At 41.0% G+C, this 14,610-nt stretch carries 13 protein-coding genes; all 13 read left to right on the top strand.

Translation table 11 applies throughout. The features are described from left to right. Positions 1-194: 194 nt before the first annotated feature. The 13 genes from MHO82_RS19095 to prmA all read left to right on the top strand — a co-directional run bounded on the left by MHO82_RS19095 (position 195) and on the right by prmA (position 14,607). The gene (locus MHO82_RS19095) at positions 195-920 is read left to right on the top strand and encodes an autoinducer binding domain-containing protein (RefSeq protein WP_239186454.1); all 726 of its coding nucleotides are present in this window, start codon (positions 195-197) and stop codon (positions 918-920) included. A 645-nt stretch (positions 921-1,565) separates the two neighbouring features. Continuing rightward, on the top strand, positions 1,566-2,195 hold the full coding sequence (locus tag MHO82_RS19090) for an acyl-homoserine-lactone synthase (protein WP_239186452.1): 630 nt from the start codon (positions 1,566-1,568) through the stop codon (positions 2,193-2,195). Between the two features lie 49 nt (positions 2,196-2,244). Next, on the top strand, positions 2,245-3,675 hold the full coding sequence (locus tag MHO82_RS19085) for an FAD-dependent oxidoreductase (protein WP_239186450.1): 1,431 nt from the start codon (positions 2,245-2,247) through the stop codon (positions 3,673-3,675). After that, complete coding sequence (locus MHO82_RS19080) at positions 3,672-4,520, top strand: HemK/PrmC family methyltransferase (protein ID WP_239186448.1); 849 nt, start codon at positions 3,672-3,674, stop codon at positions 4,518-4,520. The genes MHO82_RS19085 and MHO82_RS19080 overlap by 4 nt, the downstream gene beginning before the upstream one ends. Further along, complete coding sequence (locus MHO82_RS19075; RefSeq protein ID WP_239186446.1) at positions 4,517-5,767, top strand: aminotransferase class I/II-fold pyridoxal phosphate-dependent enzyme; 1,251 nt, start codon at positions 4,517-4,519, stop codon at positions 5,765-5,767. Before MHO82_RS19080 ends, MHO82_RS19075 begins: the two co-directional genes overlap by 4 nt. A 106-nt stretch (positions 5,768-5,873) precedes the next feature. Then, a complete protein-coding gene (locus tag MHO82_RS19070; RefSeq protein ID WP_239186444.1) occupies positions 5,874-6,197 on the top strand; it encodes a chorismate mutase in 324 nt (107 codons plus the stop codon). 1 nt (position 6,198) lies between these two features. Further along, a complete protein-coding gene (pabB, locus tag MHO82_RS19065) occupies positions 6,199-8,223 on the top strand; it encodes an aminodeoxychorismate synthase component I (RefSeq protein ID WP_239186442.1) in 2,025 nt (674 codons plus the stop codon). Between the two features lie 59 nt (positions 8,224-8,282). Beyond that, positions 8,283-9,128 (top strand): prephenate dehydrogenase dimerization domain-containing protein, encoded by an 846-nt coding sequence (locus MHO82_RS19060; RefSeq protein WP_239186440.1) that lies wholly within the window; start codon positions 8,283-8,285, stop codon positions 9,126-9,128. Then, the gene (locus MHO82_RS19055; protein WP_239186438.1) at positions 9,121-10,668 is read left to right on the top strand and encodes an MFS transporter; all 1,548 of its coding nucleotides are present in this window, start codon (positions 9,121-9,123) and stop codon (positions 10,666-10,668) included. Before MHO82_RS19060 ends, MHO82_RS19055 begins: the two co-directional genes overlap by 8 nt. Before the next feature lie 598 nt (positions 10,669-11,266). Continuing rightward, positions 11,267-11,719 (top strand): type II 3-dehydroquinate dehydratase, encoded by a 453-nt coding sequence (gene aroQ, locus MHO82_RS19050; protein WP_239186436.1) that lies wholly within the window; start codon positions 11,267-11,269, stop codon positions 11,717-11,719. Between the two features lie 30 nt (positions 11,720-11,749). Then, on the top strand, positions 11,750-12,220 hold the full coding sequence (gene accB / locus MHO82_RS19045) for an acetyl-CoA carboxylase biotin carboxyl carrier protein (protein ID WP_239186434.1): 471 nt from the start codon (positions 11,750-11,752) through the stop codon (positions 12,218-12,220). A gap of 11 nt (positions 12,221-12,231) precedes the next feature. Then, on the top strand, positions 12,232-13,575 hold the full coding sequence (gene accC, locus MHO82_RS19040) for an acetyl-CoA carboxylase biotin carboxylase subunit (protein WP_239186432.1): 1,344 nt from the start codon (positions 12,232-12,234) through the stop codon (positions 13,573-13,575). A gap of 147 nt (positions 13,576-13,722) precedes the next feature. Further along, the gene (prmA, locus tag MHO82_RS19035) at positions 13,723-14,607 is read left to right on the top strand and encodes a 50S ribosomal protein L11 methyltransferase (protein ID WP_239186430.1); all 885 of its coding nucleotides are present in this window, start codon (positions 13,723-13,725) and stop codon (positions 14,605-14,607) included. Positions 14,608-14,610: the final 3 nt, after the last annotated feature.

The raw sequence follows: 14,610 nt of genomic DNA, 5'->3' as shown, positions 1-14,610 counted from the left end.
CTAACGTTTTTCTGCAAAAAATGTAATAAAAAATGCAAAAAGACATTAAAAGCCCACACCCTTAACACTATTAAGCTATTGATTTTAATATCATTTATTTGAAATAAAATTTAACACATTTTTTTCATGAAAATTTGAACATCAAAGACAGCTGAGTTAGAACAGAGTGCAAGTCGATCTATCGAGATTACATAATGGACAATAACACAAGTTTTATCGAATGGTGGTCATCTGCAAACACAACTTTTTCTGAGTGTGAAAACAGTCATGATGTTATTGAGTGCGTATCAGGAGAAATCAAAAAATTAGGATTTGATCACTTCGCATATGGTAAGAAAAAATCAGTTCCTTTTTCCCGAGCTTTAGTGAATATTGATGGAACCTACCCGAACGAATGGGTTAAGCGTTATAAGGAAAAACACTATTTCCAAATTGATCCAAGTATCGCCAGTCGCGCAAAGGATCGTCAGTTCGTTATTTGGCAGGATAGCATAGAAATAAAGAATAGCCTTGTGTATAGGGAAGCTGGAGAGTGGGGAATTAACTTTGGCGCAACATGGACACAAAGAAGTATGGATCACTCTCTATGTATTCTTGGAATATCTAGGCATAATGAAAAAATATCTCCCGATGAAAAAATAAACCTCAATATAAAAATGCGTTGTTTAATCGATTTTATTGAAGAAAAAGATTGCCTTTTTTCAAAAGGTAAAAATTTTAACGATGAAATCCAGCTAAGCCAACGAGAAGAGGAAATTTTAAAATGGATTGCAGATGGGAAATGCTCTAAGTCAATATCATATATTTTAGGAATATCAGAGAATACGGTTAATTACCATATAAAAAAGATCCAAAGTAAATTTGGCTCTGCAAACAGAACACTCGCGGCTGCATATTCTGCTGCATTAGGAATAATATAAACTAAGTATTAACCCTCAACTTAATAATAACTATAAAATAGATCGACGTACCCAATTTTTCCATCGAAAAAATAATTTTATCTCGATTTTCATATCGCGTCGCAATGCGGCGCTTTTCTTTTAAATATATAATATATTCTCAAAATATTACATCATCTATAAGTATCCATAGCCCCCCCACCTTACCATCACACGTACACTTTATATTTTATCCATAAGATATCAATATTAGAATATGATGGCACCATAATTTGTTTCTAAACATTACTGAAAAAATTTCATTTTCTTCCCTACACTTAATTTTATTAGTATTTAAGCATGTATATCAAATGCATTGTAGTATCAAAAAAACTTTGCGGACAAAAATATACAACTATCCAGACCTCTAACCCACTCAATTTCCATAATCTATAGCGCTTACTTAACAACACCTCATTACGAAGCACATCATAAGCGATTAATAACAAATAAAATAAATGGTTTAAATTATTACTGCTAAAATTAATTTTCATTCTAATAAGTCTAAAACTTCACTTGAGAGGCACCGTCCTAACACTACCTTTTTTGGTAGTTGCAACCAATCGTTAAGCAAATGTAACATCCTCGGGCATTTTCAAGGATGTTTTTGTAACGAGGTTGATTCAGATGTACCGAATGGTTTGTAAGCCTTACATTGCTTTCGATAAAAGTGAATTAAACGAATTAGGTCGCTATCGGCATGAAGTTTTTATAAAAAAATTAAAGTGGGATCTAATTTCTACTTCAAGTGATAAAGATATTGAGCTTGATGAATTTGATTCAAGTGATGCTCTATATGTCATTGTATACAATGAAAACAGTGAAATTGTAGGGTGCTCACGACTAATTCAAACACTCTCTCCTTATTTACTGGCTGATATATTTCCTTACTTATGTGATGGTGAACTCCCTAAAAACTCCTTGAACTGGGAAATATCACGTTATGCCGCACACGGCCATAAACTCGAGAGCACCCCTTTTGATATTTTTAAGTTTTCCATGCAACTTGCCAAAATGCATGGTGCATCCAATCTGGTGGCGGTCACCACAACAGTGATTGAAAGATACTTCTTGAGAAAAGGTGTTTCTATTGAACGTTTAGGTAAAGTCATTCGTCAAGGTAAAGATAACCTCGTTGCATTGTCATTTGACACTGACCAGTTTAGTGAAGACTCATCCTTGAATATTATTCAACATGGCGATTCATTTTCAACCCACCACCCACAGTACAACCAGTTAAATTACGCTCATTTATAAATAAAGTGAGCTCCTCACACTATCAACTTATTAAATAAGGTATTTTATAATGGACTATGAAGTTATTGTTGTCGGCTCAGGAGCAATTGGTTCTTCAATCGCCTTCGAACTTGCTTCCAGAGGAATAAAAGTTGCCAGAGTCGGTGAAATAAAAAGAACTCACTCAGCTTCTAAAGCTGCTGGCGCGATGAATGGCTGTTTTGGCGAAATTACAAGTGGTTTAGTCGGCAGTGAGTTTGGTAGATTAAAGCTGGATATGGATATTCGCGCTAAATCACTTTGGAGTAATTGGGCAGAGCGACTTTCAGAAGCATCTGATAATTCAGAACAACTCTTTACTGCTCAGGGAACTCATGTAATTTTGAATTCAGCGGGCATGGCAGATGTTGATACTGTCAATTATGAAGCCATAGAAGAATATCTGAATCGATATGATGAACAATATGACACTATTTCTCCAAGTAAAATGCCATGGGTTAAAGCAAATGACCTTGTTCGCCCAATGCAGGCACTATATATTCCGGAAGAAAATGCAGTCGATTCTCATTTATTATTAGAGAAATTAGATGCTGCGTTACTTAACAAAGGTGGTGTAATTTACGAAGATAATGCATCTCAACTCTTTACAGAGGGAGATGTGGTTACTGGCGTTCAACTCAACGACGGTACATTACTTTCTGCAAAACACGTAATACTGGCTGCTGGCGTTCATTCTTTGGATCTCTTAGATGAATTTCCAGATGTAAAGCGTCGAATTCCGCCTATGTTTGCAGGATATGGTGTCTCCATTATGGCAAGGTTAAAGCCGGGACACCAAGTACCTACTAGTGTGATCAGAACACCGAACCGAGCATTCGCATGTGGGTTGCACTGTGTTCCAAGGGAAAAGGACTTATTATATATTGGTGCAACAAATATTCTGGCAGAATCCCCCAAAAAAAATGCCCTCATATCTGATGTACAATTTCTTTTAGACTGCGCTTTAGAGCAACTCAACATTGACTTGAATGATGCCGAAATTGAAACGATTCAAGTTGGTAATCGACCTATTCCTGCGGATGGATACCCATTAATTGGCCAATGCCATTTTAATGGCCTGTGGCTTGCCACCGGAACCTATCGAGACGGCCTACATCAATCTCCTCTGCTCGCGACGTATCTCGCAGATAAAATTCAGGGATTACAGACAGAATTAGATCTTGATGTATTTACTCCGATCCGTAAGCCATTACCTGGATTATCTCGAGAAGAAACGGTTACAGAAACGGCTAAACAGATGTTTGCCACAGGATACGAGTTCAGATGGGATATCAAACCATATTGGCTACCATTGCTTGATACCGGAATGACAGGCTTTTATACAAACTTAATTGATTCTTTACATCCGACATATACGCCTCCACCAGAGCTGGTCGCTTTCTCTTACTTGTATAAATCAATGTATGACAAATTAGCTGAATACTACGAGGCATGGTCATGAAAATGAATGATCTTGAAAGAGAATTTAAACATGATCTCAACAACCTAAAAGCTTCGGGCATCTGGGATCCTGTTGGTGACTTTAAGGCTATTTTGAATAAACACTTTAGCGGTATAAGTCAGATAACAAATCAAAACGTCCTGCATTTTCAGGCTGATATTCAAGAGCGAGTTCGTCGTATCCCATTAGGGCATATTCTCGGATATACAGAGTTTAACGGTTATCGCTTTGTTGTGGGGACAGGTGTCTTCGTGCCACGACAGCAAAGCACAATGCTACTTGACTGGTTACATAAAAATGTGGACATCCAACCAGGAGCTTTGATTTATGACTTGTGCTCGGGAAGTGGTGCTATTGGGGTATCAGCATGGAAACAGCACCCAAATACCAAGGTAGTCTGTGTTGAAAATGATGACGTGGCTTATCAGTATTTATGCCGGAACATTAATCGCTTAGCGAGCGAGGAACATGTCATCGCTAAAATGAAAGACATAACCAATCATACAGATTTTGTCGATCACCATGCATGCGTTGATGTCATGATATCTAATCCACCATACGTTCCTAACTCTGAAGATTTGTTGCCGGAATGGCAACAGCACCACCCTGTAAATGCGATCTATTCCGGCCAAGGAGGAAATCAGATGATTGAAGCATCTATTAGCCTTGCAGAATCGCTCTTAAAGCCGGGAGGAACCATATTAATTGAACATGGTGAATTTCAGAAAGATATCGTCAAAAACATCTTTAAGCGTTATCAATTTCATTCAGTAGAAACTCATACATCCCACCAATTCTCAGATGAAACAGGCCTTGCGGTGATGACAACAGGAACTAAACAATGAACACTCTCGATGTATCAAACTTGGACCAAAATTCGCAAGATTGGATGTCAATCCGAAGCAGTCGAACTTCAGGTGCTTTTGAACATGCTTCAGGTGAAGGGCTCACCTCTTTTATTGTGACAGAACGTCATGGTAAACAAGTAATTCTAGATGATGGGAAGCCATACACAGAGTTTATATCGTGCTCATACCTTGGACTCGAATCTCATCCTTTACTGGTTGAAGCATCATATAACGCACTCAATAGCATTGGTATTCATTTATCTGCCAGCAGAAGTGCCATGAGCCCAGTATATTTACCGCAGCTGGAAGAACTACTGCAGGATATATACCAAGGAAACTCAGTTACAGTGTTTACTTCTACAAGTAATGCCCATTTAGGCGTCCTGCCACTACTGGGAAGTGGACATATGGATCGTTACCCAACAAAACCAGAGGTAAGGTGGCTGGTTGATAGAACAGCCCATGCATCTATTCAAGTACTAAGAGGATTGTTAGGGCAATTTGGCCAGGTTATTCGTGTTGATACCAATGATACTGAAGCTCTATCACAAACCCTTCAAGACTGTTCTCATCAAAAGGTCACTCCAATTCTATTAATTGATGGTGTTGGTTCAATGTCCGGCTTACTACCAGTGAAGAACTTATCTGAGTTAATGAAAAAATATGATGGGTATTTATATGTTGATGATGCGCATGGTATTTCTATTTCGGGTAAATATGGTTCTGGATATGCTTTTGAAAACCTAGGACATGAGCTTCCTGACAATACAATAATTGCAGGCTCATTGAGTAAAGCGTTCGGTGGTGCAGGTGGATTCATTGTACTCAGAAAAGACTACAATAATTCACAGCTAAAAAGACTGGCGAATCCGTTGGTTTTTGGGCATACGATACCAGTACCGCTTCAGGCTGCTAATGTTGCAGCAGCTAAAATACACCTTTCTTCAGAAATAGATACATTACAAAGCTCGCTTTGGAAAAATATCAACCAATTGGATAACTTGGTTACTGATACCTTAATGAATGAACAACTAAAAGCTCCCATCCGCGGTGCTTATTTTGATTCAGAACAACAAGGGTTAGATGCTGCCAAAAAGTTACGAGAGTCAGGAGTTATTATGTTTCCTGTTTTCTACCCAATTGTTGAGACAAATAAATCAATGCTTAGATTTGCAGTTTCAGCAAATCATACAACGGAGCAGATCGTTGATTTATCAGAAAAGTTAAACCATCTGAAAAGTTAAACCACCTAAAAAGCAATAAGCCGAAAAACAATTGAGCGCTCAATCAATTTAACTTTATTTTTCGACACTATGGTTTACCCATACTTTTCTTCATAGGTGTAACACAATGAAAAAAAATAATATTTCAGAAAGTAAAACAGTACAGAAATTAGCCCCCTTTCGTAATGAACTTGACTTAATCAACTTCGAGATTGTTGAACTACTGTCAAGACGAATGCACATATGTCGCACCATAGCCAAAGTAAAATCTCAGGAACAAATACCGATGATGCAGATGGGCCGAGTAGAATTCACATTGAGCAAGGTCAAAGAGCTTGCCATTGCCCAACAACTTCGTCCTGAATATGTCAGTGATATATTTGAACGTATTATTCACGAAACGTGTGATGAAGAATCACAGATCATCAATACTCTATCTGCAGAGAATTAAAATGCATATCTTAATTGTTGATAACTTTGATTCATTCACTAATAATATTGCCCAGTATGTATTTGAAGCCACTGGACAAGTTCCTACAGTGGTTCCCAACACAGTATCATTGGGAGATTTAGATATACAGAAATTTTCAGGCATTATTCTTTCTCCGGGCCCAGGCCATCCGAATAATGATGAAGATTTTGGCGTCTGTCGTGATATTATTAATCATTGTCAACTCCCTATCTTGGGAGTTTGTCTGGGGCATCAAGGAATTAATTGCCAGTTTGGTGGTGTCGTCTCACATGCCCCAAAACCTGTACATGGCTATAAAAGTAAAATCACTCATCATGGCAATGGACTGTTTGCAGGTATTCCGCAAAACTTTGACGTTGTTCGCTACCATTCTTTAGTATGCACAGAAGTGGCGGACAGCCTTGATGTAACTGCCTACTCTGAAGATGGCCTAGTGATGGGAGTTGCCCATAAGGAAAAACCCATATGGGGCGTACAATTCCATCCTGAGTCTATCGATTCTGATTACGGAATGACATTAATTGAAAACTATATTCACTTAATCCAATCCCACCGTGTAGAACAAAAAGACCAAAATAAAATAAGCCAAGCACTTGAATCGGTAGCAGGTATCATATCTCTATCAATACAGTACGAGCGTTTGAATATTTCCTCAAATGCTGAAAATATATTCAGCAATAACTTCTCCAATAAATCATCCGCTTTTTGGTTAGATAGTGAGCTCTCTGAAGGCCAATTATCAAGATATTCGGTAATGGGAAGTGCTCAGCCTAATGAAGCTCTTACTTTCTCCTACGATGTCAATGAACAAAAGCTATCAATTCTCGGTCCGCTTGGAGAAAGCTCTGTTTATGGTGATTACTTCGAATTAATGGATCAATTAGTCTCTCAGCTAAAGCCTGCACGATTCGATGACCTGCCATTTCCCTTTCAGTGCGGACTGATAGGCTACTTAGGCTATGAATTAAAAGCATTAGTTGGAGCTGAAAACCACCACCATTCTTCCACCCCAGATGCACTATTTTTTCTGCCACAAAACATGCTTGTTTTTGATCATGAGGAAGATGCCGTCTATCTATGCAACTTATGGGGTAAACCCATAACAGTTGCGATCCCAGATATGGCATCAGAACAAAAAGAAACAACAAACGCAGCATTCGCGCCAGGTGCTATCGCAGCAGATGTACTTGAGCTTGAAGATAACGTAGCTCAATACATCGAGAAAATTAATCACTGCCTCCATGAGATTCGAAATGGTGAGTCATACGAAATCTGTTTAACTAACCGAGCTCGTATGCCCTTTGAGAATGATGCATTTCAAGCTTACCTCAAGATGCGTACAGCCAGCCCTGTTCCATATGGTGCCTTTATCAAAACACCGGAGTTTTCAATTCTAAGTGCATCCCCAGAAACTTTTCTTAAAGTTGATGCAAGCCGTAAAGTAAGCTCGAAGCCGATAAAAGGAACTAGACCGAGAGGATCAACCAATGAGCACGATAAAAAACTGAAAAAGGACCTAAAGAAATCAGAGAAAGACCGCGCAGAAAACTTAATGATTGTTGACTTAGTCAGGCACGATCTCAACAACGTCTGTTTACCTGGTACCGTTCGGGTCACCAAAGCTTTTGATATTGAAACCTATAGCTCGGTTCATCAATTAGTCTCAACAGTTGAAGGAAAACTCAAACCCAGTCTCGGACCATTTGGCGTCATCAAAGCCTGCTTTCCTGGAGGTTCTATGACTGGAGCACCGAAGCTGAGAACAATGTCTATTATTGACAAACTAGAGAACTCTGCTCGGGGTATTTATTCAGGGAGTCTTGGCTGGGTTGGCATGGATGGAGTGACTAATTTGAGCATAGTTATTCGAACAGCTGTTATTCAAAAGGGCATGGGGGAATTTGGTGTTGGTGGCGCAATAGTCGCTGCTTCTTCACCGAAGGAAGAAATAGAAGAGACTTTGGTAAAAGCGAGTGTACCGTTTTATTCGTTATCTGCTGATTAAGGATACCTAACTTGAAACAATGCATAATTTTAGGAGGAGCCGGCGTTGTCGGCTCTTTCATGTCAAACATACTCAAATCATCTGGTTATTTGGTTACCATTGTTGACCTCGCTCCTCCCGTTACTGATGAGCTATATGTTCAGTGCGATGTGCGTCAGCTGGATCAATCTCTTGCCGATAGAATGAAGAACGCCTCCATGGTTGTTTTTGCGTTACCGGAAAGTATTGCAGACGATGCTCTCATTACTTACATGCCCATACTAGAAACCGCCGATAGTATTGTTCATACCTGTTCAGTACAGAAACCTTTCCACAAGCTAGCATCAGATTGCTTACCAATGAAAGATATTGTTGGTGTCAACCCAATGTTTTCTCCACAGCTGGCTTATGAAGGACGTACAGTGTTATTGTGCGAACCCCGCACTTCAAAGACGGGAGCAATACTGGAGGCGATTCTACTCAAACACAATATGGAAGTAACCCGCCTAGATCCTGAAGCACATGACAATATGATGGGGCTGTGTCAGGCATTACCACATGCAGCCATTTTATCTTTTCTGTCAGTATTAACAGAAAAAAATCATCCAATTGATTTACTATATAAAATTGCCCCTCCTCCGATGAAAACCTTGCTAAGTCTAGCCGCTCGTATTCTAACAAATGAAGTGGAAACTTACTGGGATATTCAAGCTTACAACGACGAAGCCAAACATCAACGTGAACGCTTAATGTCCACATTAGCACAACTAAATACAGAAGTAGAAAAAGATGGCTTCCATTCTTTTTCTGCCCGATTACAAAACTCTGCAAAACAATTTGGCGATGTACTATCAGTATCAGCTAACGATGCAGAGTTAATTTTCAATACACTAAATTCCCATCAGACAGGAGGGAAAAATGAGTGAAGTTGTAAATCCTTTGGTTTCAATATTAAGAGATCGCTCAAAAGCACTGGCATTGTTTATGATTATGCTACCCGTTCTACTGGTAACCATTGACAATACGATCCTAAATTTTTCCTTACCAAAAATTTCATCTGCCTTGAGCCCATCAGCTGCGCAACAGCTTTGGATTATTGATGCATATTCAATAGTATTAGCCGGGTTACTCGTAACAATGGGAGGAGCTGGTGATCGGATCGGCCATCGAAAAATACTTTATATCGGCTGTAGCGGCTTTACCATTGTTTCACTAGCAATTGTATTTTCACAACAGGCATGGCACCTCATTGCAGGGCGAGCTGTACTGGGCTTTTTTGGTGCCATGATATTACCCGCCACATTAGCTTTGATACGAGCAACGTTTGAAGATAGAGAAGAAAGAAGAATTGCAGTGGCGGTTTGGGCGACTAGCCTGACTATTGGCTCGGCTTTAGGCCCACTAGTCGGAGGTGTGCTTTTGCAATTTTATGACTGGCAGGCCGTATTTTTAGTCGCGATTCCATTTTTAGCACCTGTTTTACTGCTAGCACCTTCTTATCTACCTGAGTCTGAAAAACAACCAGCATTCAGTATTGATTACTGGAGTGTAACCTTAAGCATGGCGGCAATGGTAAGCTTGATGTATTCACTCAAACATGGCGCGACAGAAAGTGTGGATGCAATCGCAATATCGACATTTATTGTAGGCCTAGTTCTAGGCACTCTTTTTGTACGGAGACAGTTCACTTTAAAAGATCCTTTGCTGGACCTGAAACTATTTACTATTCCCGCTTTCTCAATGTCGATTTTAGTTAATCTAACCAGTCTAGGACTGCTTATTGGCTTTATCTACCTGGCCACACAAATGATGCAGATTATTCTTGCTACAGGCCCCTTAATGGCTAGTTTGAATTTGGTTCCTGGCCAAATACTAGCAATTATTGCAGGAATGGCCGTAGTACCGTTTGCACAGCGGTTGGCTCCAAACTTAATTATATCTTTCTGCTTACTATTGGCAGGTTCTGCGTTCGCAGTTTTTGTGATGTTTGATATTTCACTTCTGACAATCTGTATTGCATTTGTATTGTTGAATGTTGGTGTCGCTGCAATTACAACAGTAACGAATGACCTTGTTTTATCTTCAGTTCCAACTGAACGGGCAGGAAGTGCATCATCGGTGAGTGAAACAGCTTATGAAGTCGGTGTGGTGTTAGGAACAACACTAATTGGTGGTGCTGTCGCTTGGCTTTACCGCTCATTCTTTATTTTACCTGCAAACATTGACAGCTCAGCAGTATCCCTAGTACAAGAAACTCTATCAAGTGCTTATACGGCCAGCGAAACACTACACCCAGCATTAGCAAAGCAGCTAATGGAAACTGCCTCTGAAGCCTTTATTCAAGGAGTCCAGTGGGCAAGTATCGGTATAGTCGGAGTGATAGTGTTCCTTATTCTATTGGTAATTCGATATTTGAAGCTACCTTCGGTTCATCATACCGATGCTATCGCGAACTATAGTGATTGATATCATCGGCTTCGAAAACAAACATAGTACACCCAAGTAAAAACTACTTAACATTTTTAAAAGGTCTACTCACATCGTGACTGGGCCTTTTCTTTGTTCCATTCAAGTAGCGACTATGTCACCTCTTTGACCAAGCACTCATCAATTAGCATTATCAGCTATTGAGTAACTTTTTATTCAAACACGCCATCAATCAAAAAACCCTTAATAAAGATCACAGTATTTTATTTACAGCTGACGCATGCTCTAGCCCCAGCGCTTTAAACCATGTAAATTCAAACACCTCATTTCGGTGAGTCTGCTCCCAAAGACTGATTAGCGATAAAAAGATGAATAACCAATAAGTTATGATTTAATACCGCACAGTTACTCACCAACAAGGCGCGATAAAGATACACTTCGGCGTACAGCCGTTAGGCAAAAAAAAGCAATAATTATGGGTGATTAGACCAGTATTTTGCTGCGATTTGCGTTGAATTGTCTATAATTGCACACCATATTAGTTTTGAGCGTATTTTGAGCTAGTCGTTCTGTTTAAATCAGATTACGCACACAAATTACTTCAATAACTCCACGGTATAGGTTAGATAGCATCAAGATGTCGACAAAATTACGTATTTTACTGCTGAACGGACCAAACCTAAATTTACTGGGTTTACGTGAACCTGGCCACTATGGTCATCAAACGTTAGATCAACTCGTTACGGGGTTGACCGAAAAAGCCGCTCAGTTAGATGTATCTCTCGAACACCTGCAATCTAACCGTGAATATGAATTAATCGAAGCCATCCATGCCGCTCATGGCAAGGTGGATTATATCATTATCAATCCAGCCGCTTTCACACATACCAGTGTCGCTCTTCGTGATGCCCTACTCGGAGTTGCAATCCCGTTTATTGAAGTCCATCTATCCAATGTCCATGCTCGCGAACCTTTTCGCCATCACTCCTACTTGTCGGATAAAGCACAGGGAGTGATTTGTGGTCTTGGTCCTGATGGTTATGAATTCGCCCTGAATGCAGCGGTACGCCGACTGCGCTCAGATAGCTAACTGAACAAACATAAGAAAGAGAAAGAAATAATGGATATTCGTAAAATCAAGAAGTTAATTGAACTAGTAGAAGAATCTGGCATTGCTGAACTAGAAATTTCTGAAGGCGAAGAATCAGTACGAATCAGCCGTGCAACTGCACCTGTTCAAGTTGCAGCACCTGTTCAAGTTGCAGCTGCTCCGGCTCCAGTGGCCGCTCCTGCCGCGGCACCAGCAGCTCCTGCTCCAGCGGCGGCACCTGCTGCTGATGCAGCACCTGTTGCAAGCGGTCACCAAGTTCTTTCTCCAATGGTTGGTACTTTCTACAGTGCACCAAGCCCAGATGCAAAACCGTTCGTTAAAGTGGGTCAAACTGTAAACGTTGGTGACACACTATGCATTGTTGAAGCGATGAAAATGATGAACCAAATCGAAGCAGACAAAGCAGGCGTTGTGGTTGAGATTTTGGCAGAAGATGGCCAATCAATTGAATTTGATCAACCACTAGTTGTGATCCAATAACAGAGGCCACTATGTTAGATAAATTAGTCATCGCGAACCGAGGTGAAATTGCACTTCGTATTCTTCGCGCATGTAAAGAACTGGGCATTAAAACTGTCGCGGTTCACTCTACTGCAGACCGTGACTTAAAACACGTTTTGCTAGCTGACGAAACTATCTGTATTGGTCCAGCTAAAGGTATCGACAGCTACCTAAATATCCCTCGCATCATCAGCGCGGCAGAGATTACAGGCGCAGTAGCCATTCACCCTGGTTACGGCTTCCTATCTGAGAATGCTGATTTTGCTGAGCAAGTAGAACGCTCTGGCTTTATTTTTGTTGGCCCTAAAGCGGAAACTATCCGTATTATGGGTGATAAAGTTTCAGCCATTAATGCAATGAAAAAAGCAGGCGTACCATGTGTTCCAGGCTCTGACGGCCCATTGGATGATGACGAAGCGAAAAATAAATCTTTTGCTAAACGCATTGGCTACCCTGTAATCATCAAGGCATCTGGTGGTGGTGGTGGCCGCGGTATGCGCGTTGTTCGCTCAGAACCAGAACTGACTGAAGCCATTGCTATGACTCGCGCAGAAGCAAAAGCGTGTTTCAACAATGACATGGTTTACATGGAGAAATACCTAGAGAATCCACGTCATATCGAAGTTCAAGTGTTGGCAGATGGTCAAGGCAATGCCATTCACCTAGGTGAGCGTGACTGTTCTATGCAACGTCGTCACCAAAAAGTGGTTGAAGAAGCGCCAGCACCAGGCATCACTGAAGAAATGCGTAAGTACATCGGTGAGCGTTGTTGTCGTGCTTGTATCGAAATTGGTTACCGTGGTGCAGGTACGTTTGAATTCCTATACGAAAACGGCGAGTTCTACTTCATTGAAATGAACACCCGTATTCAAGTAGAGCACCCAGTAACAGAAATGGTAACGGGCGTGGATCTTATCAAAGAGCAGCTACGTATCGCAGCAGGTCAACCTCTGTCTTTCACCCAAGAAGACATTAAGATCAGTGGCCATGCAGTTGAATGTCGTATCAATGCCGAAGATCCAGAGCGTTTCCTACCATCACCAGGTAAAATCGAGCGCTTCCACGCACCGGGTGGCATGGGGATACGTTGGGAATCTCATATTTACACAGGCTACACAGTACCACCACATTACGATTCAATGATTGGTAAGCTGATCACCTTCGGTGAAAACCGTGACGTGGCTATTTCTCGTATGAAAAATGCCCTAGGTGAATTGATTGTTGATGGCATCAAAACCAATGTGCCACTGCAACTGTCTATCATGAATGATGAAAACTTCCAGCATGGTGGTGCCAACATTCATTACCTAGAGAAGAAATTAGGCCTTCAATAAGCCTTTCTTTTGCTAGCGATACAAATAAGGCTGCTTCTGCGGCCTTATTTTTTTAGCACGATACTCGTATCATTCGGTCAAAAATTGACTAAATTCTGTTAGACTCCCCCTCTATTTTTCTCAACCACTCTAAAGAGGCTGCCAACCATGCCTTGGATTCAAGTTAAACTTAATGCCACTGCCGACAATGCAGAAAAAATCGGTGACATGCTAATGGAAGAGACGGGCGCGCTGTCCATTACCTTCCTAGACGCTAAAGACACCCCTGTATTTGAACCTATGCCAGGTGAAACCCGTTTATGGGGTGAGACTGACATCGTCGCTCTGTACGATGCTGAAGCCGATATGGACATGGTTATCGCGGTCGCTAAAGGCTCGAACATGCTCGAAGAAGGGTTTGCTTATAAAATCGAGCAACTTGAAGACAAAGACTGGGAACGTGAATGGATGGATAACTTCCACCCAATGAAATTCGGTGAACGTCTGTGGATTTGCCCAAGTTGGCGTGATATTCCAGAACCTGACGCTGTGAACGTTATGCTGGATCCCGGCCTTGCTTTTGGTACAGGAACTCACCCAACAACATCATTATGCCTTGAGTGGCTTGAAGGCTTAGATCTTACTGGAAAAACCGTGATCGACTTTGGTTGTGGCTCCGGCATTCTTGCGATCGCTGCGATCAAACTAGGGGCAGAAAAAGTCATCGGGATCGACATTGATCCTCAAGCTATTCTGGCTTCAAAAGACAATGCCGAACGCAATGGTGTGGCCGACAAACTGGAGCTGTTCTTACCTCAAGATCAACCAGAAGGTCTGCTGGCCGATGTCGTTGTGGCTAACATTCTGGCAGGGCCTCTACGTGATCTATCTGGCGTGATTAAAGGGCTAGTGAAACCACAAGGCCAACTCGCTATGTCTGGTGTACTGGACACTCAAGCAGAAGACGTTGCCACTTACTATCATGATACAATTACCCTAGACCCAATTGTTGAACAACAAGAGTGGTGCCGAATTTCCGGCCAAAAGCAGTAAAAC

It is taken from the genome of Vibrio sp. Of7-15, from assembly GCF_022347565.1.
GTDB lineage: Bacteria > Pseudomonadota > Gammaproteobacteria > Enterobacterales > Vibrionaceae > NORP241.
Note: the sequence above shows the minus strand (reverse complement) of the source record. Positions and strands in the feature narration are given on the sequence as shown.

Excerpts from the sequence above, each read along its gene's own strand:
- MHO82_RS19095 (WP_239186454.1), top strand. The coding sequence starts at position 195 with ATGGACAATAACACAAGTTTTATCGAATGGTGGTCATCTGCAAACACA.
- MHO82_RS19090 (WP_239186452.1), top strand. The coding sequence starts at position 1,566 with ATGTACCGAATGGTTTGTAAGCCTTACATTGCTTTCGATAAAAGTGAA.
- MHO82_RS19085 (WP_239186450.1), top strand. The coding sequence starts at position 2,245 with ATGGACTATGAAGTTATTGTTGTCGGCTCAGGAGCAATTGGTTCTTCA.
- MHO82_RS19080 (WP_239186448.1), top strand. The coding sequence starts at position 3,672 with ATGAAAATGAATGATCTTGAAAGAGAATTTAAACATGATCTCAACAAC.
- MHO82_RS19075 (WP_239186446.1), top strand. The coding sequence starts at position 4,517 with ATGAACACTCTCGATGTATCAAACTTGGACCAAAATTCGCAAGATTGG.
- MHO82_RS19070 (WP_239186444.1), top strand. The coding sequence starts at position 5,874 with ATGAAAAAAAATAATATTTCAGAAAGTAAAACAGTACAGAAATTAGCC.
- pabB (WP_239186442.1), top strand. The coding sequence starts at position 6,199 with ATGCATATCTTAATTGTTGATAACTTTGATTCATTCACTAATAATATT.
- MHO82_RS19060 (WP_239186440.1), top strand. The coding sequence starts at position 8,283 with ATGTCAAACATACTCAAATCATCTGGTTATTTGGTTACCATTGTTGAC.
- MHO82_RS19055 (WP_239186438.1), top strand. The coding sequence starts at position 9,121 with ATGAGTGAAGTTGTAAATCCTTTGGTTTCAATATTAAGAGATCGCTCA.
- aroQ (WP_239186436.1), top strand. The coding sequence starts at position 11,267 with ATGTCGACAAAATTACGTATTTTACTGCTGAACGGACCAAACCTAAAT.
- accB (WP_239186434.1), top strand. The coding sequence starts at position 11,750 with ATGGATATTCGTAAAATCAAGAAGTTAATTGAACTAGTAGAAGAATCT.
- accC (WP_239186432.1), top strand. The coding sequence starts at position 12,232 with ATGTTAGATAAATTAGTCATCGCGAACCGAGGTGAAATTGCACTTCGT.
- prmA (WP_239186430.1), top strand. The coding sequence starts at position 13,723 with ATGCCTTGGATTCAAGTTAAACTTAATGCCACTGCCGACAATGCAGAA.